This is a genomic window from Herbiconiux sp. 320_LB (assembly GCF_059691755.1).
The window spans coordinates 203,433-226,110 of record NZ_JCAWAD010000005.1 but is presented as its reverse complement, the minus strand read 5'-3'; the positions used below and the strand labels follow the sequence as shown (position 1 = coordinate 226,110).

Sequence of the window (22,678 nt, the reverse complement as noted above, 5' to 3'; positions counted from 1 at the left end):
ACTCGACCGGGCGTCGGCGTGCGGTGCTGGCGAAGCTGCCCCGGATGTACCGGCCGGACGGATCGCCGATCCGGGTGCTGCTGGTCGACGACGAGCAGGTGCTGACCAGCCTGGTCTCGCTCGCCCTCGGCTACGAGGGCTGGAGCGTGGAGGTCGCCCACGACGGCGAGACCGCCCTCGAGAGCTACCGCACCCGGCGGCCCGACGTGGTCGTGCTCGACATCATGCTCCCCGACATCGACGGCATCACGCTGTTGAGGCGGATGCGCGAGGTCGAGGCGACCTCGCCCACCCTGTTCCTGACCGCCCGCGACTCGATCGACGACCGGATCATCGGCCTCACCGCGGGCGGCGACGACTACATGACGAAGCCGTTCAGTCTCGAGGAGCTGGTCGCACGGCTCCGCGGACTGCTGCGCCGCTCGATGATGGTGACCTCGGACGAGGACTCCCGGATCATCGTCGGCGACCTGCTGCTGGACGAGACGAGCTACGAGGTCAACCGCGCGGGGGTGGCGATCACGCTCACGACGACCGAGTTCGAGCTGCTGCGGTTCTTCATGCGCAACCCGCGCCGGGTGCTCTCGCGCGCCCAGATCCTCGACCATGTCTGGAACTACGACTTCGCGGGCAAGGCGAGCATCGTCGACCTGTACGTCTCCTACCTGCGCAAGAAGATCGACGCCGAGCGGCCGTCGATGATCCACACGGTCCGCGGGGTCGGCTACGTGCTGAGGCCGGTCGAGTGAGCGGCGAGCCCTCGGGCGCCGGCGCGTCGGAGGTCGGCCGCCCGGCCACCCGGCGTCCGTGGTCGCTGGCGAACAGACTCGTCGTCGGGGTGGTGGCCGTGGTCGCGGCCGTGCTGCTCGCGGTGGGGATCGTGAGCGTCGTGACGGTGACCTCCTCGGTGACCGCGGTGGTCGACACCCAGCTGACCGGGTCGATGTCGGCGTTCCGGCACTCGGTCGAGAAGTTCCACTACGGCTCTGGGGTCGGCGGGGCGGCGGGCTCGGGCGCGGGTTCGGCGTCGGGCGCGGGCGCCGGCGCCCCCTCGCGCGGCGACAAGCCCTTCGTCGACTTCGTCGGGCACGGCCCCGGGGCGATCATCGCGCTGATCCAGGGCGGCCGGGTCGTCGACTCGGCCGAGTTCTCCGACTCCGACGCCCGCCCGCTCGACCCGGCGGTGACCGCGGCGCTCGAGTCGCTCACCCTCACCGACGGCCAGCGGCAGAGCATCCCTCTCCCCGACCTCGGCGGCTACCGGGTCGCGGTCGAGAGCGACGGGCACGGCGGAACGCTCGTCGCCGGCATGTCGATGGCGACAGCGGACGCGGCGGTGCGGCAGCAGACACTCATCCTGGTCGTGCTGGCCCTGCTCGCCCTCGCGATCATCCTCGTCGGCACCGTGGTGGTGGTGCGGCTCGGCCTCCGCCCGCTCGCGCGCGTGGTGGGCACGGCGGTCGAGGTGACGACGCTGCCGCTGGATCGCGGCGACGTCGGCATCACGACGCGGGTGCAGGCATCCGACACCGACCCGCGCACCGAGGTCGGCAAGGTCGGCGAGGCCCTGAACCGGCTGCTCGCCCACGTCGACGACGCGCTCGCCGTGCGCGCCGCGACCGACCGACGGATGCGCCGCTTCGTCACCGACGCCAGCCACGAGCTGCGCACCCCGCTGGCCGCCATCCAGGGCTACGCCGAGCTCACCCGGCAGGACAGCGCCGAGCTGCCCGAGGTCACCGAGTACTCGCTCGCCCGGATCGAGTCGGAGGCCCGCCGGATGAACTCGCTGGTCAGCGACCTGCTGCTCCTGGCGCGGCTCGACGAGGGGCAGGACCTGCACCTCGACGCGGTCGACCTGGGCGAGGTGGTCGAGAATGCGACCAGCGACGCCCGCGCCACCTGGTCCGGCCACCGCTGGTCGATCGTCGTCCCGGACGAGCCGGTCGTGGTGACCGCCGATCGGGAACGCCTGCACCAGCTCGTGCTCAACCTGCTCTCCAACGCCGCCGTCCACACCCCGGAGGGCACCTCGGTGACCGCGCGGGTGCGGGTGCCCGGCCCCGGGGTCGCCGAGCTCGAGGTGGCGGACGACGGGCCGGGGATCGCCCCCGAGCTCGTGCCGGAACTCTTCGAGCGCTTCGCCCGCGGCGACTCCTCGCGTTCGCGTCGCGCCGGCAGCTCGGGTCTGGGGCTCGCGATCGTCGCCTCGATCGTCGAGGCCCACGAGGGCGCCATCACCGTGGACTCGAGCCCCGCCGGCACCGCGTTCACCGTGCGGCTGGCGCGCCTCGACCCGCGATCCGGATGACGACGGTCGCCACGACCACGGCGGCCGCGGTGATCCAGGCCGTCGTCGCCACGGGCGCGCTCACCAGCTCACCCGTCGTGCGTGACACCGCGAGCCACGCCAGGCCCCAGGCGAGCGAGGCCGCGGGCGCGAGCCGGCCGCGACCGTAGGCCGCCAGCCCGATCCCGGCGAGTCCCGCCACGATCACGATCGCGATGCCCCACCCCTCCGCCGGCAGGCCGAAACCGTCGAAGCCGCCCGCCTGGAGCGCCGCCGTCACGTTCGCCGCCGTCGCGATCGAGACCCAGCCGAGGTAGAGGCCGATGGTGCCGTCGAGCACGATCGACTCGATCACGCCCTGGCCGGGCCGCCGGGTGCGGATGACGAGCACGAAGGTGACCAGGAGCGCCGCCAGCAGCAGCACGATCACCACGACGCTCAGGGCGAGCAGACCCGCCTGCACGCTGAGGATCCAGGCCGCGTTGAGGATGAGGGTCACGGCGACCGGATAGCCCAGCCGTCGCTGCCGCGGCGAGGCCGTCTGGCGCGGAAGGAACTGCCACACGGCGTAGGCGATCAGGCCGAGGTAGATCACCGACCAGATCGAGAAGGCGGGCCCGGCCGGGGCGATCAGGGTCGAGTCGGCGCCGAGGGCGCCACCGGCCGCATCCTGGATCGGGGTGCCGCCCGCGGCGCCCGAGCCCACGAAGGAGCCGATCACGGCGAAGACGGCGCTCGCCGCCACGACCACCTGGCGCACGCGGTCGCTCCCGGTCGCCGCGCGGGTCGAGCTGAGGGGGTGGGTCGCGGTCATGGTCGCCTCCGGCTGGTCGTGACGGATGTATTTCGCTAACCAGCTTAGTTACTTTCCGCTTCAGTCGCTTTACCCGCTTCAGCCGCCTCAGCCGCTTCAGCCGCTTCAGCCGCTTTACCCGCTCGTCTCCGCGAGCGCCATCGCCCCCACGATCTCCGCGCGCCCCCCGGTCTCGGCGGCCAGCACCCGCAGGGCGCCCGCCACGGCGGGCTGAGCGTACCGCTGGATCGAGGCCCGAACGCCGTCGACGAAGGCTGGACTGTTCGCACCCAGCTCTCCGCCGAGCACGACCGCGTTCGGGTTGAGCAGGTCGCAGCAGGCGGCGAGCACCCGGCCGAGGACCCGGCCGGACTCCTCGAGCACGCGATAGCCGGGCGATCCCGGACGGTCTTCGGCGAACAGGTCGATCGAGGGATCCTGGCGGGTGAGGGCGATCTGCGCGGTGACCGCGCCGACCGAGACGACGGCCTCGAGGCAGCCGCGGTTGCCGCAGCGGCACACCTCGGTGCGGTTCGGCAGGCCGATGTGCCCGATCTCGCCCGACAGGCCGCTGGCCCCGCGGAACGGCTTGCCGTCGATGACGAGGCTCGCCCCGACGCCGTTCGAGACCTTGACGTAGAGGAAAGTGTTCGCCCACCGTCCGGCTCCGTGGCGCAGCTCGCCGTAGGCGCCGAGGAAGGCGTCGTTCTCGATCCGGATCGAGGTGCCGAGCCGCTCGCCGAGCGCTGCGGCCGGCGCCATCCCGATCCAGCTCGAGAGGATGGTCGGGGATCGGACCAGCCCGGTCCGCGAGTCGACGGGCCCGGGGATGCCGACCACCAGGGCCGGGGGCATCTGCTTGCCCGACTCGGCGAGCAGGTCGCTCAGCAGCGTCGCCGCACCCTCCATCGCCTCGGCCCCGCGGAGGTCGACGTCGATCAGGAGCTCGCGCTCGGCCGCGAAGCCGTCCCGTTCATCCGCCACCGCCACCCGCACGTGGTTGTGGCCGAAGTCGATCGCCGCCGTGACCCCCGACTCCCGGGCCAGCGCCAGCCGCGCCGCCGGGCGTCCGCTGCCGGATCCCGCACCCTTGGGGCCGGTGGTGATCTGCCGCAGCAGGCCGCGGCGAAGCAGCCGGGAGACGGCCTGATTGACCGTGCTCTGCGCGATGCCGGCGGTCGCGGCGAGCTCGGCCCGGCTGGTGTCGCCGGCGGCGGCGACGAGTGCGAGCACGGCGGCATCGGTGCGGGTGTTCGCGAGAGGGTCGCCCTGGGTCATGGCTCGCACGCTAGCGGCTGCACGGACGCTGGAGCTCCTAATTCGGACGCTTTTCAGCAAAAAAACCCGAATCGCGATTTTAAAACGGATTGACCGTTTCATAGGGCCCTCTTAGGGTCGACCACGGGGGCGATAGCTGTCCTCACGGGTAATTAGGCCCATCGACGTTGTCAGAGAGGACAGCGAATGCAAATCCTGAGAAACAGGCTGGCGAGCGGTGTGGTCGCCGCCGCCACCGTCTGCGCATCCCTAGGGGCGTTCGGGGTGGGTGCGGCCAATGCCGCGACCACCGACCCGAACCCGGGGCAGCTCGAGCTCGCCCATGCGCAGCTCGCACGACAGGCCGCGGCCGACGGCATGGTGCTCCTGAAGAACGACGGCGGAAGCCTGCCGCTCGCCGACAGCGGCCCCGTGGCCCTGTTCGGCGTCGGCAGCTACAAGACCGTCAAGGGCGGCACCGGTTCCGGTGACGTGAACAACCGCTACACGGTCTCCGTGCGCCAGGGCCTCGAGTCCGCCGGCTACACGATCACCACCAGCCCCGGCTACTACGACGCCATGAAGGCGGCGTACGACGCCAAGTACGCGAACGCCACCGGCGGTTTCGGCAGCCCCACCGTGGACTACTCCTCGGTCGAGCAGGTGCTCACCACCGACACGGTCGCGCCGACCGCGGCGACCGACACGGCCGTGTTCGTGCTCGCGCGGAGCTCCGGTGAAGGTGCCGACCGCAAGTCGGGCGCCGGCGACTACCTGCTCACCGACGTCGAGCGCAACGACATCGCCCTGCTCGGGCAGACCTACAAGAACGTGGTCGTCCTGCTCAACGTCGGCGGTGTCGTCGACACCTCGTTCGTCGAGACCATCAACGCCTCGACCACCGACCCCGCGGGCGGGGAGGCCATCGACTCGGTGCTCCTGACGAGCCAGGGCGGGCAGGAGACCGGCAACGCCGTCGCCGACGTGCTCGCAGGCAAGGTCACACCGGCCGGCAAGCTCACCGACACCTGGGCGTCGAAATACTCCTACTACCCGGCTTCGAGCACCTTCGCGAACAACGACGCCGACTCGGCGACCGAGCAGTACAGCGAGGGCATCTACGTCGGCTACCGCTACTTCGACTCGAAGTACACCACCATCGACCCGGCCGACCCCGCGGGCGTGGTCAACTACCCGTTCGGCTACGGGATGTCGTACACCGACTTCCAGGTCGAGCCGGTCTCGGTCACGGCCGACTCCGGTCAGGTGACCGTGCGCGCCCGTGTCACGAACACCGGCGACACCTACTCGGGTCGCGACACCGTGCAGGTCTACTACTCGGCCCCCCAGGGCGGCCTCGACGAGCCGTACCAGGAGCTCGCCGCCTACGGGAAGACCGATGTGCTCGCCCCGGGTGAGTCGCAGACGCTGACCCTCTCGTACACGACCACGCAGATGTCGTCCTACGACACCACCCGCGCGGCCGAGGTGATGGGTGCCGGCGACTACGTCGTGCGCGTCGGCGACTCCTCGCGCGACACCCACGTTGCCGGAGTGGTGCGCCTCGGCGACGAGCTCGTCACCGAGCAGCTCGCCAACGAGGTGACCGACCAGGCGCCCGCGAGCGAGCTGACCAGCTCGCCGGCGGAGTTCTACTCCTACGAGGGCGAGGCCGCCGAGGTCGCCGCCGCCTCCGTCATCACGCTCGACACCACCGGATTCGTCACGCCGGACAACTCCTCGGAGTACCAGCAGGATGTCGCGGTCGACCCGAGCTCGCCCTACGCGGCGATCGACGGCTCGATGATCTCGAGCGTCGACGCGCACGTCGACCCGTCGGTCACCGACTGGGAGGGCACCGGGGCGCCGTACCAGGCCAAGACCGGTGAGACCGTCACCCCGACGACCCCGGTCGCCGGCGCGACGCTCTTCGACGTGGCCAAGGGCACGGTGAGCATGGACCAGTTCGTCACGGGCCTCTCGCTCGTGCAGCTGGCCACGATCGCCGAGGGCTCCTCGGGCCGCGGAAGCATCGCGAGCGCCGTGGGCGCCGCCGGCTACACCACCTCGAAGTACGAGGGACAGGGCATCCCGGGCATGACGCTCGCCGACGGCCCGGCCGGACTCCGCATCACCAAGGAGATCGCCGGCCCCACGCCGACGTACCAGTACGCGACCGCATGGCCCATCGGCACCGCTCTCGCCCAGACCTGGGACCGCGACCTGATCCAGCAGGTCTCGGCCGCGGTCGGCGCCGAGATGGCCGAGTACGGTGTCACGCTCTGGCTCGCGCCGGGCATGAACATCCACCGCGACCCGCTGAACGGCCGCAACTTCGAGTACTACTCGGAGGATCCGCTCGTCGCCGGTCTCACGGCGGTGTCGACGACGCTGGGCGTGCAGAGCGTTCCCGGTATCGGTGTCACGATCAAGCACTACGCCGCCAACAACCAGGAGACGGCGCGCACCTCGTCGAACTCGGTGATCGGCGAGCGGGCGCTGCGCGAGATCTACCTGCGCGGCTTCGAGATCGCGGTCAAGGGCGCCCAGCCGATGGCCGTCATGAGCTCGTACAACAAGATCAACGGCACGTACACCTCCGGTTCGTACGACCTCGACACCGACATCCTGCGCGGTGAGTGGGGCTTCGGCGGCCTGGTGATGAGCGACTGGGGTGCGGGACCGCGCACCGGCGCCACCGCCGTGATGTACGCCGGCAACGACCTGATCGAGCCCGGTGGAAACCCCGGCGAGATCGTCAACGCCTCGAAGAAGACCGCCCCGAGCATCGACTCGACCGGGCTGCCCGTCTACACCAAGACGGTCACCCCGACCCGCACGTCGTGGTCGTGGCAGTTCAACGGTCTGGCCCCCTCGGCCACCGGTGTCGACACGGTCAGCAAGACGGTCGACGCGAGCACCGACTTCGGTGCCGCCCGGGCCTCGGGAACGATCACGCGTGACGCGATCAACAACGAGGTGTTCGCCGCGACGGCGCAGCCGACGAGCGTGCAGGCCGCCTACGACGAGGTGCAGTCCTACCTCACGGGGGCGAACAGCTCGGCGCTGACCGCGACGCAGCGACCCGCCATCACGGTGTCGGACGTGGTTCGTCAGAACCCGGCCGATGCCACGAGCCCGGTGGTCTCGTACACCGTCACGGTGCGCGGCAACTACTCCACGACGGGGTTCAACCTCCGTCTGGGCGACCTGCAGCGCAGTGTCTCCACGATCCTCGACGTCGCCATCCACACGGCCGGCTTCGAAGAGCTCGCGGGCATCAAGGGCGTCTCGGGCATCGACGTCGGACCGTACTCGGCCGGCTACCCCGACCTGCAGAACCTCGTCTCGGTGACCCGCAGCTCGGTCTCCGACGGCACGACGGCGCGCATCGACGGCGCCGACCGCTACGAGGTCTCGGTCAACACGTCCAAGGCGGGCTTCCCCGACGGTGCCGGCACGGTCTACGTGTCCTCCGGCGAGGTGTTCCCGGATGCGCTGTCGGCCGCCCCCGCGGCGACCATCAGCGGCGCGCCGATCCTGCTCACCCAGGGTGCGGCTCTGCCGGCCTCGGTCGAGGAGGAGATCAAGCGCCTCGACCCCGAGTCGATCGTCATCGTCGGCGGTGAGGGATCGGTCAGCGCGGCTGTCGAGACCGAGCTGGCCACGATCGCGACCGTCAGCCGCGTGAGCGGTGCCGACCGGTACGAGACGTCGCGGGAGATCGCGGCCGCCTCGTTCCCGACCGGAGCCGGAACCGCCGTGCTCGCCACGGGGACCAGCTTCCCGGACGCGCTCTCGGCGGGAGCCGCGGTCGACGGCAAGGCGCCGGTCATCCTCGTCGACGGCTCCGCCCCGACGCTGGACGACGCCACGGTCGCCCTGCTGGAGAAGCTGGGCGTCGACGAGGTGCTGATCGCCGGTGGTGAGGCCTCGGTCTCGGCCGGCATCGCGACCCAGGCCGCCACGATCGGGTCGACCACCCGTCTCGCGGGTGCCGACCGGTACGCGTCGTCGCGGGCCATCAACGCGCACTTCTTCACCTCGGCCGACGACGTCGTGATCGCGACCGGGGAGAAGTTCCCGGATGCGCTCTCCGGCTCGGCGTTCGCCCCGCGCATCGATGCTCCGCTGTTCACGGTTCCGGGCACCTGCGTGCCGGCCGAGACGCTGGCGCAGATCGAGGCGCTCGGCGCGAACAAGGTCACCCTCCTCGGCGGCGAGCTCACGCTCTCGCCCGCGGTGGCGAGCCTGACCCCGTGCGCGGCGGGCTAGCGTAAGCCGGCGGCGGCCTCCGGTCGGGATCTCGGGTGTACCCGGGGTTTGGCCGGAGGCCTTCGTGGTGTCCGGGGGCGGGGCTCCGCTAGCGTGATCGCATGGCCGATCACGATCGTGGTTCCGACGCGGGGTCTGCGTCTGGTGCTGGGTCTGCGTCTGGCGCTGGTGCTGGCGCTGGCACCGGCTCTGGCTCCGGTGCTGGTGCTGGCTCCGACTCCGCGATGCACCGCTCGATCGTCGCCGTGCGGCGGGTGGTGACCGGGCCCAACCGTCCGGCGCTGGTCGTCTCGCTGCTCGTCTCGGTGTTCGCCGCCCTCTTCGTCACCTCCTACAGCCTGGCGATGGGCAACCCCCAGCCCCACGACGTGCCGATCGGCGTCGTGTCCGAGACCGTCGCGCCGGTCGCCCTCGACCAGAGCCTGCAGTCGGTCACCGGCACCTCGTTCGACGTGCGCGCGTTCCCCAGCGAGCAGTCCGCCGAGGCGGCGATCCAGCAGCAGGAGATCTATGCCGTCGTCGTGGTCGAGCCCGGCGCCGGGGCCCGGCTGCTCATCTCGAGCGCGTCCGGCGCCTCCGTCGCCCGGCTGATCGAGAGCGACGCGACGCAGTTGGGCAGCGCGCTGGGCGTGACGTTCACGGTGACCGACCTCAACCCGCTCAGCCCGAGCGACCCGGGTGGGCTGGTGCTGTTCTACCTCGCGCTGGCCTCGACCATCATCGGTTTCGTCGGGGCGATCCAGACCCGGGTGAACGCCGGCGGGTTGACACTCGGCGGCGAGCTGGCGTGGGATGCGGGCCGGGCGGTGCTCGTCGGGCTGGTCGTCACGCTGACGGCCGGGCCGGTGCTCCGGTTCGAGAGCTTCCCGTTCCTGCCGGTCTGGGGTGTGCTCTCGACGAGTGTGTTCGTCGCCGGAGCCGTGTACAGCTTCTTCCGGGTCGTGATCGGCGGGAAGTGGGCGCTCCTGCCCACCTGGGTGCTGTTCATCCTGATCAGCAATCCGTCCTCCGGTGGCGCGGTGGCCCCGCAGCTGCTGCCGCCGTTCTACGAGTTCATGGGCCGGTGGCTGCCGACCGGGGCGACGGTGCGGGCGCTGCGCGACCTCACGTATTTCCCCGACGCCGTGCATCCCGAGCCGTACCTGGTGCTCGGGGTCTGGCTGGTCGCCTCGACGGCCGGGTTCGTGATCGCGCGCCGGATCAAGTACGGCGCGGGGCGCGTCGACGCGGTCGAGATCAGCGTGGCGGGGGAGAAGACGGGGGCGATCGACGTCGTGGAGCTGCCCAGCTCGGCCGAGCGGCGGATCGCCCCGGACCGCCCCTCCGCCGAGCCCTGACCCGCGGTGCCGCCACCTCGTCGGCGTTCCTCCTCGTCAGGCGGGGCAGCGTTCGCTGGGGATGGTCTTGACCGAGCGGTTCTCCGGCGGGAGGACGGCCTCGTTGGCGATCTGGATCGTGCCGACCTTCCCCTGGAGCAGCGCAAACACGATCCACGCGCCCTGGCCGTCCGTGATGCCGTAGTACGGATAGTCGTCGGACTGGTACATCCCGGTCTTCTCGATCCCCGGGTAGGCGGCGAGCAGGTCGTCGAGGGTCGAGTCGATCCCGATGCCCTCCGGGGTCCTCGGCGTCGTCGCGGCGGTCTCGGGCCCCGTGCCGCCGCCGTTGCCGAAGGTGACCCCGGACGTCGTCTGCGGTTGGGCCGCGCCGCCGAGCAGCAGGATCGAGAAGCCCGTCGGCGCCTCGAGATCGAGGTAGTACTCGGTGCAGCTCGGGTCGGTGATGTCGGTGAAGTCCGGGAGCACCGCGCGCTGGTCCTCCATCGGCACCCCGATCGTGACCGGGCCGACCCCGTCGAAGCGGATGGTCCAGGTGCTCGGGTCGGACGGGTCCTCGGCCGCTCCGCCCGGATCCCCGGGAAGCGCGGGTGCCGGCGACGCTGCGCCCGGGGTCGGCGCGGGTGTCGGTGCGGCGGATCCCGGCGCGGTCGGGGTCGGGGCGGGCGTCGGGGTCGCCGCGCGCGTGGCGCTCGGCTGCGGGGTCGACGTGGTGCCCGCGGCCGACGTCGCCGTCCCGGCCGTGGGGGAGCTCCCCGGCAGCACGACCGTGACGGCCACGACGACGGCGACCACCACGGCGGCGGCGAGTGCGACGATCCCCACGATCGTCGCCCGACGACGGGACCGCGGCTGCTCAGGGGGTGTGATCTCGCTCATATCCTCTAGTGTCCGTTCCCCCGATCCGGTTCCCTCCCGTGCCGGCGGGGTCAGGACTCGGGGGCCTCGAGGGGGGCGATCAGGGTGGGGTCGTCCTTCGCGACTGTGGTGTCACGCACGTTGTTGACCCGTTTCGAGACCGGGTAGGTCGTGATGGTGCTCGCCACCGCCAGCGAGGAGCGGTCGAGCATCGCCACGTACTCGTCCTTCTGCCCGGTCGAGTCGAGCTTCAGCGGCTCGATCCAGGCATCCCAGGTGTCGGGGGTGAGGAAGACGGGCATCCGGTCGTGCACCTCGCCCGAGGCGTCGGCCGCCTCGCGCGTGATGATCGTGAAGGTCAGCTGCCACTCGTCCTTCTCCTTCCGCACCTCGTAGAGACCGGCCGCGGCCAGCAGCGTCTCGGGAGCGTGGATGAAGTGGGGCTGCTTGCCGTGCTCGGTCGCCTCCCACTCGTAGTAGCCGTTCATCGGCACGATGCACCGGCGCTGGGCGAAGGCGTTGCGGAACAGGCCGTTGCTCGCGACGCTCTCCAACCGCGCGTTGATCGGCGACGGGCCGCCCGGCTTGGCCCAGGCGGGTTTCAGGCCCCAGCCCGCCGCATCCAGTTCTCGCACGATCTCGCCGTCGATCAGGCGGTCGCGCACGATCGGGGCCTCCTCGGTGGGGGCGACGTTGTAGGAGGGCCGCCAATCCTCCAGCCGTCCGCCCCTGGCCACGAACTCGGAGATCAGCTCGTCGGTCTCGGCGCTCATCGCGAAGCGTCCGCACATGGCATGTCCTTTCGTCGGGTGGGGTGGTCGATGACCAGACCGGGATGCGGGCCCGCGAGTCGCAGTTCGGGCGCCCATGCCGCCATCCGCTCGCTCCGGGAGGCCGCGATGACGGAGTTGCCCGCCCGGTCGGCCTCCAGCACCGAAGTCGGCCCGAGGAGCATCAGGTGCGGGAAGACCTGCTCGAGGGCGGCCAGCTGGGCGCGGCGGGCGGGAGCGCCGTCGTCGTCGGCGACGTTCACGAGCAGCACCCCGTCGTCGGCGAGCAGATGATCGACCTCGGCGAAGAACGCCGCATTGCGCAGGTACGGCGGGGTGGTCGTGCCCTGGTAGAGATCGGCGACCACGAGGTCGGCGTTCAGGGGGCCGGCGCCCGCGAGCAGGTGCACGACCCGGGCCGCATCACCCGTGTGCGCCGTGAGCCGCGTGCCTTGGGGGAGGGGGAGATGCTCGGTTACCCAGCCGATCAGCTCCGGCTCCAGCTCGATCACGTGCTGGTCGGAGTCGGGGCGGGTGGCCTGGAGGTACCGGGCCAGCGTGAGCGCCCCGGCACCGAGGTGGATGGCGGTCACGGGCGCACCCGGCATCCGGATGCGGTCGATCACCGACCCCATCCGCCGCACGTAGTCGTAGAACGGCGCACCGGGATCGTCGAGGCGCACGTGCGACTGGGGCGACCCGTCGACCGCCAGCTCGAAGCCGCCGGGGATGAGCGGGTCGGCCGTGATCTCGACCCGGGTGCCGCTCGTCGGCAGCGTCGCGGACCAGCTCATGGCGCGGCTCCGCTCGCCTCGTCGATCCGAACCGGCAGCCCGAGGAACCGGCCGTAGCGCGCGAATTCGCGCTCGAGCGCACGATGGGCGGTCGCGGGGAGCGGCTCGAAGGCGTCGAGCGTCACGATCGCCGTCGAGCTCGTCACCCGCCGGCGCCAGGTGCCACGGATGACGCCGCCGACCACGAGCATCGGCAGGAAGATGCCGTTGTTGCCCGGCACGATCCGGTCGGCGTAGGCCTCCGAGAGGGCGGGCTGCCGCGAGGGGTAGCCGAGCAGGTACTCGTCGAACCCTGGCAGCACCCAGGAGCCGAGGGCACCAGCCGTCGCGTCCGGTCCGGCCGGGTGGGCGGTGACCGGTCTCGGGTCGATCGTGACGAGGTATTCGCTGCCCGCGATCGACACCTCCTCGACCTGCTCGCGCACCCGCGCCAGCCCCTGCGACGCCTCCGCTACCGTGACCTTCGACCACCAGCAGAAGTCTTTGAGCGTGGCCGGGCCGTGACCGCGCAGGTAGCGCAGCACGAACTCGCCGAGCGCCTCCTCCCGGGTGAGGATGCGCGTCGCCGGCGCCCATTCGTCGAGCAGCACCAGCGCCTGTTGCGACCCCCGGGTCGGCCCCCAGCAGAGCAGACCCTCGTGCGCGAGCCGCCCGATCAGGTGCACGCCGCGCTGGCCGCTGGTGTCGACCCCCGCGCCCTCGAGCAGCGCGGTGAACTCCTCACGCGAGGCCTGCCCGCCCCCGGCCAGCTCCCGCGCCGCCACGGCCCGGGCGCGGGCGAAGTCGTCGTCGCCGAGACCGAGCGCGCGGTAGCGACCGGCGATCGAGGCGATCGTACGGGTCGCGGTGACCGCGAGCATCCACCTCAGGTCGTCGGGAGTCGTGACGTGCAGGGTGCCCCGCATGGGCCACGACCGCACGATCAGGCCCCCGTCGTAGGCACGCGCCACGTCGTCGCGGGTCGTGCCGTGCGCGCGCACCCCGAGGGCCCAGAGCGACTGGCCGAAGTCTTGCGCCTGGAGGGCCAGCAGCTGCGAGGCGACGGCCGCGACCCGGGATGCGCCGTCGCCGGCCGCCGCGCCCGTCACCGCAGCGCCTGCCGCCGCAGCACCGCCCGCCTCCGCAGCGCTTGCTGCAGCAGCGCCCGCTTCGGTAGCGCCGGGCTCGGGCGCGGCGCCGGATGCCCTCGAGCCCGCCGCACCGCCCGACTCCGCGGCCCCACCCGCCAGCACCCACTGCGACTCGAGCCGCCGGCGCAGCAGTTCGCGCTGACCGGGCGCGAGTCGACTGCTCATGCGCCCAGTATGCCGCGCACCACCGACGCCCGCGTCGCTCGCTATCGTTGTGCACGGCCGGCGCATCCGTCGCGGCCGAGGGGCGGAGGAACCGACATGGAGAAGGACCTGCTGATCGAGGCCGACCGGATCGTGGCCGGCCTCACGCCGGGCAAGCAGGAGGCCGTGCGCGAGATCATGGTCGCGGCCAAGCGACGGGGATTCCTGGATGCGGGCGCGCGCGGGTTCCTCGACCGGGCCACGCAGGGCACCCTGGTCGCCGACGTGCTCGCGCAGGCGCTCGCCGAGACCGCAGACGCGCCCGACGCATCCGCGGCCCCGATCGAGGCCCCTCTCGACGCGCCGGTCGCGGCACCTCTCAATGCGCCGGCCGAGGCGCCGATCGAGCCCCCGATCACAGCTCCGGGCGGCGCGCCCGAGGGCGGCCGCCCGGAACTCGGCTGACGCCGACCCGACCCGAGGTCTCGATCACGATCAGCGCAGCGGCGTGATCCCCTGCGTCTCGCGGGGGAAGGTCGCCAGCACCGCCTCCGGGATGTTGAGGTGCGCCGACACCAGCGCCGGCGGCACGTGGCTCAGCCAGTTCGCGAGCGAGACCTCCTCGTAGCGCGAGCTCTTGAACGTCTCGATGAAGATCGCGAGGTCGTCGCCGGTGTTCTCGATGTAGTGGCCGAAGTTGCGCCCGACCACCCCGACGTCGCCGGCGTTGAAGTCGGTCGTGTTGGCGTGCGGTCCCGTGTTGAACACGGTCATCCGGCCCGATCCCTTGAGCCAGTACTGCCACTCGTCGGCGTTCGGGTGCCAGTGCAGCTCGCGCATCGACCCGGGCTCCAGGGCCACGAGCGCGGCGGCCACCGTCTGCGACATCGGGAAGTTGCCGCTGTCGGCGATCTGGATCTTGCCACCGCTGTTCTGGTGCACCGGCTTCGACTGCGAGAGCCGGAAGATCACCGCGCCGGTGTCGGGCTGGACCCTCGCCGCCTTGCGGTCGGCCTCGAGCTCGCCGGGTACGTCGCCCGGGAAGATCCAGAGGTTGTGCAGCGGGATGTCCTTGAAGACCTCCTGCGCGACCCCGAAGTTCTTCGCCAGGATCTCCGGCGGGGTGTGGGCGAACCAGTCGGTGAGCAGGAGGGTGTTGCTCTCGGACTGCGCGCCGTCGTCGAAGGCGAGCACGAACTCGGCGCCATCCGGGCCCAGCCCCTGCAGCGAGTGGGGCAGCCCGGGCGGGAAGTACCAGAGGTCGCCCTCGTGCACGTCGTCGACGCTCGGCATGCCCTCGCGGCTGAGGGTCGTGATCCGGCAGCTGCCGCGGGTCATGACGGCCCACTCCGCGGTCTGGTGCCAGTGGAGCTCTCGGATGCCGCCGGCCTCGAGGTACATGTTGACCCCGGCGATCTCGTCCGAGATCGCGAAGTCCCGCTGCGTCAGTTCACGGGCCCAGCCCCCGCGCTGCACCCGGCGGGGGGAGATGTTGAACGACGACCAGAAGAAGGGCTGCGTCGAGATGTCGGTGGGCGGCGCATCCATCTGGTTGGGGAAGAGCTTCTCCAAGGTGGGGTTCTGCGGCCCGGTCATCGTCAGGCTCGTCTCGTCGCCGACCGTGTTGACCTCGCCCTCGGCGGGGAGATCGGGGTTCCCGACCGTGGGCACCTCGTGGTTGGGTGCGCCGTCGTTGCTCGCGTCCATCAATGACTCCTTGTCGTCCTCGGCGGGTGTCTTGACCCGATAGAACGTCAGGGCCTGGCCGGCGCGCTACTCGGAATGTCGAGACCGGGTCGGGCGGACCCTCCCGCCCCAGGTCACCGCCCGAGGTCTCAACAAACGTCGCAGGTGGCCTCGACTCCGGTCCGGTCCGGCCCGCCCGATCCCTGCGTAATCTCGCAGGCACCCCACCCCAGGAGGACCAGATGAGACGACTCCACCCCGCCCTCGTGCTGCTGTCGTTCGGAGCGGGGGCGGCGGATGCGTTCGCCTTCCTTGCGCTCAACGGCACCTTCACGGCGAACATGACCGGCAACCTCGTGCTCGCCGCGATGTTCACCCGGCCCGGCTTCGAGAAGACCTTCGTCTGCGCGGTCGTCGCCGTCGCGGTCTTCGCGCTCGTGCTCTACTCGGGCTTCCGGCTGACCAGGGCTGTCGGCCACGGCCCGGAGTCGTCCCGCACCGTGATCGGCGTGCTCCTCGTGCCGTCGCTCGTGGCCCAGGCGGTGGTGGTCGTGATCTGGCTGATCGGCGGGGCCGGCGCCTCGCTGCTGCTCGTGTGTGTGGTGATCGCGTTCTCGGCGGCGGCCCTGGCGCTCCAGACCGTGGCGGCGAAGAAGCTGAGCGACGTCGACGGGATCACGACCACCTACGTCACCGGCACCCTGACGACGACCATGCAGGCGCTCGCCGAACGCAAGGAGAGCGGGCAGGGCATCCGCGTGCTGTCGATCCTGGCGCTGCCGGCGGGCGCGGTCGCGTGCACCGCGCTCTACCAGGCGGCGGGGTGGGGCGGGCCGGTGCTGCCGTTCGTGGTGTCGGCGGTGGCGACGGCGCTCGCGGCGAGTGCGCGGCCGGGGGCTGCCCCGGATGCCGGGGCGGGGGCGCGACCGGCTTCAAATCCGGCGACCGGGGTCTGACGGGCCCGGGTCGATGTCGTTCCGCGCCGCCGTTCTCGACCTGGTCGCGATCAGAGACGGATGCTCGTGAAGCTCTCTAGTTCGCGCCACGGCAGCGGCTCGGGGATCCCGAGCGGGCGGACCCCCGTCTTCTCCGCGGGCGGCTCGAACGAGTCGGCGGCCGGCAGCGGGCCGAAGTCGAGCCCCGTCAGCCCGGTCAGGTCGGCGACCGGCACCTGGAACGTGCGGAACGGCCCCAGCGGGGGCGGTGCATCCCGAGCGATCGCGGTCGCCCGAGCCGTCGACAGGTCGATCTCGTCGAGCTGGGGCGACTGGTCAAGCACGAACCCGGCCGACCGCAGCTCGCCGGACGCCTCCCAGGCCGCGACCTTCCAGAACCCGAGCGGGATGCGGACCCCGCGGTACTCCGGGTCGTCGTCGCCGCACACGGGGCCGGTGAACACGCTCAGCCGAAGCCGGTTGGTCTCGGCGTAGGCGAGCACGTGGTCTTCCAGCCCGTTCCAGAGTTCTTTCGACTGGTTGAACTCGGCCACCTGCGGAGCGGCGTTGGTGTACGAGAAGGTGTCGTAGTTCGCCGTCTGCGCCTCCTCGCCCCAGACCGGATCCCGCCGGCGCACGAGGTGCCCCCGGTCGAGGTCGTTGCGGGCGTACACCTCGGGCCCGGTCTGCTCGCTCGCCGGGATGCGCTCGTCGAGGTGCCAGTCGTCGCCGCGCGCCAGATCGACCGCCGTCGCCCCGTCGATGTTGACCGCGGTCACGGCGGCCAGCCGCCGCTCCGGATCCAGATGCACCGAGAAGTGGGTATACGGCAGCACTCGTATCGCCCGCCCCGCCGCGGCGCCCGGCACCGGGCACGCGGCCCCCAGGAATCCCGAATCGAACCCATCCGAAGTAGCCATGCCCCCAGCACACCACCCACCCCCGACATCTGCCCCCCGACGAACGCGCAGCCGGGAACGACCTCTGAGTCATTCTGCTTACTGTCTATTGTGTGCTAGACACTGGCGTCTAGCGCTGGCTAGAATTACACTGTGAAAAAGGCGGACCTCGAGAAGCGCATGGCTGCGATCGCCCGCAACCATGGCGTCGAGATGGTGTCCGATGGAGGAACGAAGCACGACAAGTTCCGCATCAACGGCATCACTGTGATGGTTCCTCGCCACAATGAGATCGGCGAGATGCTCGCGAAGACGATTCTGAAGCAGACCGCCAAGGCAGCGGAAGGGGAATGACAATGGCTACGTTCAAGATCACCGTCAAGAGGGATCGCAAGTTCTGGTACATCGAGATCCCTGAGCTCGATGGCGCGACGCAGGCTCGCAATCTGGCCGAGGTCGACGAGATGGCCCGGGACTACATCCACGAAGCGACCGACCTGCCCCTCGACCAGATCGACCTCGACGTCGAACGCGAGCTGCCGGACGCGGTGCGCGGTTATCTCTGTCACGAGAAGGCCTTCCGAGATGCGTCCGACCTGCTGCTTCACGCTTCGTGGGCCGAATCGCGCAAGGCGGCGCTCGCGCTCAAGGAGAGCGGGATCTCGCTGCGTGAATCGGCGATGCTCCTCGGCGTCTCGTACCAGCGGGTGCACCAGATGCTGAATCTGCCGGAGGCTCCCGAGGAATGGGAGGACTTGTCCGGCGTGTTCGAGGCCGCGGTGGAAGCGACGCGGGCGAGGCGTTCGAGTGCCGCCTGACATGGACTAGGAACAACCTCGGCGCAAGCAACCCGACCCGGTGTCTGGAGGAGGTGACGCGGACTCTACTCGGTCATAGCCAAAGCGCACAGGTGCAGCAATTGGTAAGGGGCTTCCTAGTCAATGGCAAGACGTCACGTTCGCTGCGCCCGGTCCCCGTACGTCGTCGGTCGGATCAGGCGTCGAGGTATACCGATCAGATCCGAGTTCGGTACATTCTGCTCATGGAGATAGTTGCAAAAGCCTTTCTGAGCTACGCCCATGCGGACAACGAACGTGAGGGTGGCCGGATTCTCCACTTGGCGGACCTCATTCGCGCTGAATTTGAGTCGCTAACTGGAACCACAATCAAAATATTTACGGATAGCACCGAAATCTTATGGGGTCAAGACTTTCGGGCGCGTCTGGATGAGTCGCTTCAGGAGACCACGTTCTTCATCCCTGTGCTCAGCCCGACCTACTTTCTACGGGATGAATGTCGCGCGGAGCTTCGAAAGTTCGCGACATCCGCAACGTCTCTCGGCCTAGAGCAATTACTTTTGTCCATCCGGTACTTCCCGGTGCCGGACCTTCGCGAGGGCAGCTCTGACGAACTTAAGGATCTAGCTGCTCGGATGCAATTTGAGCCCTGGGATTCATATCGTCTGCTAGACGAGAGCGGCGAGCGGTATAGAACCGCGGTAAACAAGTTGGCCACGCGACTCGTTCAGCTGACTGAGAACCTTGAGGGCCCATCTGACGACAGCGTCCCAAGTGCTAGAGGTGCCCTCCTAGTGCCGGCACAATCCGACGAAGCGGAAAGCGATGATTCGTCAGCGGCCGCGCCAAAGGATATGGGTGACGACGACGAAGAGGATGATGATGCTCCAGGACTAATTGATCTCGTGAGCGATGTGGAGCCCGCGATCGCCGATTGGGGCGAGACTGTGGGGAAGCTGGGCCCCGCTACGCAGGATTTCAACGCCCTGATTTCGGCGGCTGCGGAAGAGATGACTGTTGCCAACTCTCGCCCAAATAGCTTTGCCGCCAAATTGGTGATCTCCAAGAATCTGGCGGCCGCCGCACAGGGGCCGCTCTCCGTAATCGAACAGATTTCGAAGGATTACTCCGTCGGTTTGATGAGGCTCGATCCGGCATTGCGGGCGCTCCTCGAACTTGTCGGTGCGCAAGCTCGAACAGAGGAAACCACGCTATTCATAGACAATCTCCAGGGCTTGATTGATGGCGCGATCGACGCGGCTGGGAAGATTCGGGTGGCCGCAGAGGCAGCTAAACAGAATGCCGGGATGAGCAGAGACCTCCGTCCAATCCTTCGGCGGTTCGAGACTGCCCTTCGAAACATTGCGGACGGCGACTCGACGATCGAGGAGTGGCAACCGTTGCTTGACGCCGCGAAATCCGTCGGGCCAAAGTAAGCACGCAGGATCCCAGCCGGGACGGCGTCGCCGAAGTCGCAGCGCCGGAACTTGGAGCCCGAACGGAGGAAACCCCCGCCATGTAGAAGCTAGGCGAGGGTTTCAGTGGCTCCGACGGGCGTCGATCCCGTGACCTCACGATTTTCAGTCGTGCGCTCTACCAACTGAGCTACAGAGCCGAGCGAGCTTGCGCCGCTCTAGCGAAAAGCCCTTCCGAATGGAAGGGCTTCGCGCCTTGCGACCCTGACGGGACTTGAACCCGCGACCTCCGCCGTGACAGGGCGGCACGCTAACCAACTGCGCTACAGGGCCTTACTGGTATTCCTATTGTAGTGTTGCCGACCCGATGCTCGAGACGTCGGGATCGTGACCCCAACGGGATTCGAACCCGTGCTACCGCCGTGAAAGGGCGGCGTCCTAGGCCGCTAAACGATGGGGCCAGCGGCGACAACTCATCGAGTATGCCACATCTCCTCCACAGTCTCCAATTCGAGGCCGTTCGTCCACATGCGCGTGAATGTCCGGGCCTTCCGAGCGCCCAGCGATTAGATTCGCAGAGACATGAGCAGCACGAGACACGTCCGGATTCGAACGCGATCCCGGCGCATCAGAGACCGGATCGCGACGGTCGTGGCCACGGTGGCCCTCGTCGCCGCGACGGCCTTCGTCGCGGGCCCGGCCCCCGCGTTCGCCGACGACTACCCGTCGTGGGACGACGTGAAGAACGCCCAGGCCGACGAGACGGCGAAGAACGACGAGATCACGCGCATCCAGGCTCTGATCTCGTCGATGAACGCCGAAGTCGCCGAGGCCCAAGACCTCGCCTTCCAGCGGGGCGAGGAGTATCACGCGGCCCAGGAGTCGTACGACACCGCGAACTTCGTCGCCGGTCAGCTCGACGCCCAGGCCGCCGAGGCCACCACGAAGGCGGATGCCTCGAACCGCCAGGCGGGCCAGCTCGCCGCCCAGCTCGCCCGCAGCGGGGGCAACGACCTGTCGCTCAACCTCCTCGTCGGGGGCGACAAGGTCTCGAGCGATCTGCTCTACCAGCTCAGCGCGATGTCCAAGCTCGCCGAGAAGACCTCGCAGATCTACGCGCGGGCCGAGCAGGACAGCAATACCGCCACCGCCCTCACCGCCCAGGCCACGATCGCCCGCGATGAGCTGAAGAACCTCGCCGACGCCGCACAATCCCGTCGCGACGAGGCCGTCGCGGCCCAGCAGCAGGCCGAGACCGCCCTGCAGGAGCAGCAGGACCACCAGGTCGAGCTCTCGGCACAGCTGCAGGTGCTGCAGGAGAACCGCGTCGCCACCGAGGCCGACTACCAGAAGGGCGTCGACGCGCGAGCCGAGGCGGCCCGCGCCGCGGCCGCAGCCGGGCTGTCGACGCTGCCCTACATCGCCGCCAGCGGCTGGACCAGCCCGTTCCCCGGCGCCTACTCCTCCGACGAGTACGGGATGCGGGTGAACCCGGTCTCCGGCGCCTACCTGCTGCACTCGGGCATCGACCTGGTCTATTCCGGCGGCACCTGCGGGGCGACGGTCTACGCCGCGGCCGAGGGCGTGGTGAACTTCGCCGGCTGGAACGGCGGGTACGGCAACTTCATCCAGATCGACCACGGTGGCGGGATCGCGACGGCGTACGGCCACAACACCCGGCTACTGGTCGCGAACGGCGACTACGTGCAGGTCGGTCAGCCGATCTCGCTCGCGGGCACGACCGGTAACTCCACGGGCTGCCACCTGCACTTCGAGGTGCGCCAGAACGGCACAGCCGTGAACCCACGCCCCTTCATGGCCGACCAGGGGGTCGACTTCGGATGAGTCGCGCGAACGGCACGAGGAACGAGGGAACATGACCAGCCCCAGCACGATGCGCCCGCGCCGGTCGCTGTCGTCCCACCCGTCATCCCACCCGTCGTCCCGCACCCCGCCGACGCGTCGGGGCCGGTCGCTGCCGCGGTTCGCGGCGGCCATGGTGCTCGCCGCCGGTATCGTCGCGGTCGACGTCTTCCGGGGCGCCGAGGGGGCTTCGGCCGTCGACTACCCGAGTTGGGAAGACGTGCTGGCCGCCCGCAGCAGCGAGGCGACCAAGCAGGCCGAGGTCGCGCGCATCCAGGGGTTCATCGATCAGCTGCAGAGCGACGTGGTCGCCGCGCAGTCGCTCTCGCAGCAGCGTGCCGACGAGTACGCGGCGGCTCAGGATGCGTACGACTCCGCCGCCTACCGGGCCGACGAGCTCGCCCTGCAGGCGGTCGAGGCGCGCGAACGGGCCGAGCTCTCGAACGGGCAGGCCGGCCAGCTCATCTCGCAGCTCACCCGAGCCGGCGGGGGAGACCTCACACTCAACCTGATCGTGGCCGGGGAAGACACCGACGACCTGCTCTACCAGCTCGGCGCGATGAGCCAGCTCTCGCAGCAGACCAGCCGGGTCTACGAGCGCGCGGCGCAGGACAGGAACACGGCCGACGCGCTGACCGCCCAGGCCGAGGTCGCCGAGTCGGGGCTCGAAGAGCTCAAGATCGCGGCCGAGGCGGCGTTCCAGGTCGCGGTCGACGCACAGGCGCAGGTCGAGGCGGCCCTCGCCGAGCAGCAGGCCCAGGGCATCGTTCTCGAAGAGCAGCTCAAGGCGCTCACGGCCGCCACGGCGACGACTGAGGCCGAATACCAGAAGGGCGTCGAGGAACGGCGCCGCGCCGAGGAGGCGGCTCGGGCGGCGGCAGCAGCGGCCGCAGCGGCTGCGGCTGCGGCGGCGGCCGAAGCCCGGGCGAACGCCGGCTCGAACGCCGGTGGCGGGGGTGGCTGGTCGGTCGGTGCCGGTGGCCAGGGCTGGTCGAACCCCTTCCCGGGTTCGGTCGTGAGCGACGAGTGGGGGATGCGCTTCCACCCGATCGACCGGGTCAACCGGCTCCACGCCGGGATCGACCTCGTCTACGGCGGCGGTCGCACCTGCGGCGCCCCGGTCTACGCGGCCGCGGCCGGCACGATCAGCCAGGCCGGCTACAACGGCGGGCTCGGCAACTCGGTCACGATCAGCCACGGCGGCGGGGTCACGACGGTCTACGGCCACAACTCCCGGCTCAACGTCGGTCGTGGTCAGTCGGTCGCCGAGGGCGAGCCGATCGCCTGGGCCGGCACCACGGGCGCCTCCACCGGATGCCACCTCCACTTCGAGACCCGCGTCAACGGCGGCTCGCAGAACCCCCGCGCCTTCCTCGGCGGCTACGGCGTCGGCTTCTGACCGTGCCCAGCGGTGGGAGCTCCCGCAGTCCGCGAC

19 protein-coding genes and 3 tRNA genes are annotated in these 22,678 nt (G+C 70.2%); 11 read left to right on the top strand and 11 right to left on the bottom strand.

Annotated elements, in window-relative coordinates; all coding sequences use genetic code 11:
- The first annotated feature begins 44 nt into the window (after positions 1 to 44).
- Together AC59HU_RS14560 and AC59HU_RS14555 are read left to right on the top strand one after the other, a co-directional pair.
- The gene (locus tag AC59HU_RS14560) at positions 45 to 749 is read left to right on the top strand and encodes a response regulator transcription factor (protein WP_497224299.1); all 705 of its coding nucleotides are present in this window, start codon (positions 45 to 47) and stop codon (positions 747 to 749) included.
- Entirely contained in the window at positions 746 to 2,311 is a 1,566-nt protein-coding gene (locus AC59HU_RS14555; protein WP_497224136.1) for a sensor histidine kinase, read from the top strand. The genes AC59HU_RS14560 and AC59HU_RS14555 overlap by 4 nt, the downstream gene beginning before the upstream one ends.
- Here AC59HU_RS14555 and AC59HU_RS14550 read toward each other — a convergent pair.
- The gene (locus AC59HU_RS14550) at positions 2,271 to 3,104 is read right to left on the bottom strand and encodes a TspO-related membrane protein (protein ID WP_497224135.1); all 834 of its coding nucleotides are present in this window, start codon (positions 3,102 to 3,104) and stop codon (positions 2,271 to 2,273) included. The two genes, AC59HU_RS14555 and AC59HU_RS14550, sit on opposite strands and share 41 nt — an antisense overlap.
- Positions 3,105 to 3,218: 114 nt before the next feature.
- Complete coding sequence (locus AC59HU_RS14545) at positions 3,219 to 4,361, bottom strand: ROK family protein (RefSeq protein WP_497224134.1); 1,143 nt, start codon at positions 4,359 to 4,361, stop codon at positions 3,219 to 3,221.
- A gap of 186 nt (positions 4,362 to 4,547) precedes the next feature.
- On the opposite strand from AC59HU_RS14545, the gene AC59HU_RS14540 reads away from it, so the two are divergent.
- Together AC59HU_RS14540 and AC59HU_RS14535 are read left to right on the top strand one after the other, a co-directional pair.
- Positions 4,548 to 8,615: a cell wall-binding repeat-containing protein gene (locus AC59HU_RS14540; protein ID WP_497224133.1), complete on the top strand. Its 4,068-nt coding sequence runs from the start codon at positions 4,548 to 4,550 to the stop codon at positions 8,613 to 8,615.
- A 101-nt stretch (positions 8,616 to 8,716) separates the two neighbouring features.
- Complete coding sequence (locus tag AC59HU_RS14535; RefSeq protein WP_497224132.1) at positions 8,717 to 9,952, top strand: ABC transporter permease; 1,236 nt, start codon at positions 8,717 to 8,719, stop codon at positions 9,950 to 9,952.
- Between the two features lie 36 nt (positions 9,953 to 9,988).
- On the opposite strand, the gene AC59HU_RS14530 is transcribed toward AC59HU_RS14535, so the two are convergent.
- From AC59HU_RS14530 to AC59HU_RS14515, 4 genes are read right to left on the bottom strand one after another with little or no spacing between them, the layout of a single operon-like run.
- Entirely contained in the window at positions 9,989 to 10,831 is an 843-nt protein-coding gene (locus AC59HU_RS14530; RefSeq protein WP_497224131.1) for a hypothetical protein, read from the bottom strand.
- A gap of 50 nt (positions 10,832 to 10,881) precedes the next feature.
- Positions 10,882 to 11,583 carry an SOS response-associated peptidase gene (locus tag AC59HU_RS14525; RefSeq protein ID WP_497224130.1) on the bottom strand — a complete coding sequence of 234 codons (702 nt, stop codon included), beginning with the start codon at positions 11,581 to 11,583 and terminating at the stop codon, positions 10,882 to 10,884.
- Positions 11,580 to 12,374, bottom strand: a complete 795-nt coding sequence (locus AC59HU_RS14520; protein ID WP_497224129.1) for a spermidine synthase — start codon at positions 12,372 to 12,374, stop codon at positions 11,580 to 11,582. Before AC59HU_RS14520 ends, AC59HU_RS14525 begins: the two co-directional genes overlap by 4 nt.
- A complete protein-coding gene (locus AC59HU_RS14515) occupies positions 12,371 to 13,669 on the bottom strand; it encodes a winged helix DNA-binding domain-containing protein (RefSeq protein WP_497224128.1) in 1,299 nt (432 codons plus the stop codon). The genes AC59HU_RS14520 and AC59HU_RS14515 overlap by 4 nt, the downstream gene beginning before the upstream one ends.
- A gap of 96 nt (positions 13,670 to 13,765) precedes the next feature.
- On the opposite strand from AC59HU_RS14515, the gene AC59HU_RS14510 reads away from it, so the two are divergent.
- On the top strand, positions 13,766 to 14,113 hold the full coding sequence (locus tag AC59HU_RS14510) for a hypothetical protein (protein ID WP_497224127.1): 348 nt from the start codon (positions 13,766 to 13,768) through the stop codon (positions 14,111 to 14,113).
- Between the two features lie 30 nt (positions 14,114 to 14,143).
- On the opposite strand, the gene AC59HU_RS14505 is transcribed toward AC59HU_RS14510, so the two are convergent.
- On the bottom strand, positions 14,144 to 15,355 hold the full coding sequence (locus tag AC59HU_RS14505) for a cupin domain-containing protein (RefSeq protein ID WP_497224126.1): 1,212 nt from the start codon (positions 15,353 to 15,355) through the stop codon (positions 14,144 to 14,146).
- Between the two features lie 221 nt (positions 15,356 to 15,576).
- On the opposite strand from AC59HU_RS14505, the gene AC59HU_RS14500 reads away from it, so the two are divergent.
- Positions 15,577 to 16,290 (top strand): DUF1275 family protein, encoded by a 714-nt coding sequence (locus AC59HU_RS14500; RefSeq protein WP_497224125.1) that lies wholly within the window; start codon positions 15,577 to 15,579, stop codon positions 16,288 to 16,290.
- 50 nt (positions 16,291 to 16,340) lie between these two features.
- Here AC59HU_RS14500 and AC59HU_RS14495 read toward each other — a convergent pair whose 3' ends face one another.
- Complete coding sequence (locus tag AC59HU_RS14495; protein ID WP_497224124.1) at positions 16,341 to 17,189, bottom strand: DNA/RNA non-specific endonuclease; 849 nt, start codon at positions 17,187 to 17,189, stop codon at positions 16,341 to 16,343.
- A gap of 132 nt (positions 17,190 to 17,321) precedes the next feature.
- On the opposite strand from AC59HU_RS14495, the gene AC59HU_RS14490 reads away from it, so the two are divergent.
- From AC59HU_RS14490 to AC59HU_RS14480, 3 genes are all read left to right on the top strand, one after another.
- Positions 17,322 to 17,522: a hypothetical protein gene (locus tag AC59HU_RS14490; RefSeq protein ID WP_497224123.1), complete on the top strand. Its 201-nt coding sequence runs from the start codon at positions 17,322 to 17,324 to the stop codon at positions 17,520 to 17,522.
- Positions 17,523 to 17,524: 2 nt separating this feature from the next.
- Entirely contained in the window at positions 17,525 to 17,986 is a 462-nt protein-coding gene (locus tag AC59HU_RS14485; protein ID WP_497224122.1) for a hypothetical protein, read from the top strand.
- A 224-nt stretch (positions 17,987 to 18,210) separates the two neighbouring features.
- Positions 18,211 to 19,401, top strand: coding sequence for a toll/interleukin-1 receptor domain-containing protein (locus AC59HU_RS14480; RefSeq protein ID WP_497224121.1), 1,191 nt, complete (start codon positions 18,211 to 18,213; stop codon positions 19,399 to 19,401).
- Positions 19,402 to 19,507: 106 nt separating this feature from the next.
- On the opposite strand, the gene AC59HU_RS14475 is transcribed toward AC59HU_RS14480, so the two are convergent.
- The 3 genes from AC59HU_RS14475 to AC59HU_RS14465 form a co-directional block, all read right to left on the bottom strand.
- A tRNA-Phe gene (locus AC59HU_RS14475) sits at positions 19,508 to 19,580 on the bottom strand.
- 59 nt (positions 19,581 to 19,639) lie between these two features.
- Positions 19,640 to 19,713, bottom strand: a tRNA-Asp gene (locus AC59HU_RS14470).
- A 55-nt stretch (positions 19,714 to 19,768) separates the two neighbouring features.
- Positions 19,769 to 19,841 (bottom strand) — tRNA-Glu (locus AC59HU_RS14465).
- 121 nt (positions 19,842 to 19,962) lie between these two features.
- Here AC59HU_RS14465 and AC59HU_RS14460 point away from each other — a divergent pair.
- Both AC59HU_RS14460 and AC59HU_RS14455 read left to right on the top strand, forming a co-directional pair.
- Complete coding sequence (locus tag AC59HU_RS14460; RefSeq protein WP_497224120.1) at positions 19,963 to 21,225, top strand: M23 family metallopeptidase; 1,263 nt, start codon at positions 19,963 to 19,965, stop codon at positions 21,223 to 21,225.
- A 31-nt stretch (positions 21,226 to 21,256) separates the two neighbouring features.
- On the top strand, positions 21,257 to 22,642 hold the full coding sequence (locus tag AC59HU_RS14455) for a peptidoglycan DD-metalloendopeptidase family protein (protein ID WP_497224119.1): 1,386 nt from the start codon (positions 21,257 to 21,259) through the stop codon (positions 22,640 to 22,642).
- Positions 22,643 to 22,678: the final 36 nt, after the last annotated feature.

Bases quoted from the DNA above. Each gene is read 5' to 3' on its own strand.
- AC59HU_RS14505 (WP_497224126.1), bottom strand. From the start codon at position 15,355: ATGGACGCGAGCAACGACGGCGCACCCAACCACGAGGTGCCCACGGTC.
- AC59HU_RS14540 (WP_497224133.1), top strand. From the start codon at position 4,548: ATGCAAATCCTGAGAAACAGGCTGGCGAGCGGTGTGGTCGCCGCCGCC.
- AC59HU_RS14545 (WP_497224134.1), bottom strand. From the start codon at position 4,361: ATGACCCAGGGCGACCCTCTCGCGAACACCCGCACCGATGCCGCCGTG.
- AC59HU_RS14495 (WP_497224124.1), bottom strand. From the start codon at position 17,189: ATGGCTACTTCGGATGGGTTCGATTCGGGATTCCTGGGGGCCGCGTGC.
- AC59HU_RS14560 (WP_497224299.1), top strand. From the start codon at position 45: ATGTACCGGCCGGACGGATCGCCGATCCGGGTGCTGCTGGTCGACGAC.
- AC59HU_RS14455 (WP_497224119.1), top strand. From the start codon at position 21,257: ATGACCAGCCCCAGCACGATGCGCCCGCGCCGGTCGCTGTCGTCCCAC.
- AC59HU_RS14520 (WP_497224129.1), bottom strand. From the start codon at position 12,374: ATGAGCTGGTCCGCGACGCTGCCGACGAGCGGCACCCGGGTCGAGATC.
- AC59HU_RS14550 (WP_497224135.1), bottom strand. From the start codon at position 3,104: ATGACCGCGACCCACCCCCTCAGCTCGACCCGCGCGGCGACCGGGAGC.
- AC59HU_RS14530 (WP_497224131.1), bottom strand. From the start codon at position 10,831: ATGAGCGAGATCACACCCCCTGAGCAGCCGCGGTCCCGTCGTCGGGCG.
- AC59HU_RS14480 (WP_497224121.1), top strand. From the start codon at position 18,211: ATGGAGATAGTTGCAAAAGCCTTTCTGAGCTACGCCCATGCGGACAAC.
- AC59HU_RS14485 (WP_497224122.1), top strand. From the start codon at position 17,525: ATGGCTACGTTCAAGATCACCGTCAAGAGGGATCGCAAGTTCTGGTAC.
- AC59HU_RS14460 (WP_497224120.1), top strand. From the start codon at position 19,963: ATGAGCAGCACGAGACACGTCCGGATTCGAACGCGATCCCGGCGCATC.
- AC59HU_RS14500 (WP_497224125.1), top strand. From the start codon at position 15,577: ATGAGACGACTCCACCCCGCCCTCGTGCTGCTGTCGTTCGGAGCGGGG.
- AC59HU_RS14510 (WP_497224127.1), top strand. From the start codon at position 13,766: ATGGAGAAGGACCTGCTGATCGAGGCCGACCGGATCGTGGCCGGCCTC.
- AC59HU_RS14535 (WP_497224132.1), top strand. From the start codon at position 8,717: ATGGCCGATCACGATCGTGGTTCCGACGCGGGGTCTGCGTCTGGTGCT.
- AC59HU_RS14515 (WP_497224128.1), bottom strand. From the start codon at position 13,669: ATGAGCAGTCGACTCGCGCCCGGTCAGCGCGAACTGCTGCGCCGGCGG.
- AC59HU_RS14525 (WP_497224130.1), bottom strand. From the start codon at position 11,583: ATGAGCGCCGAGACCGACGAGCTGATCTCCGAGTTCGTGGCCAGGGGC.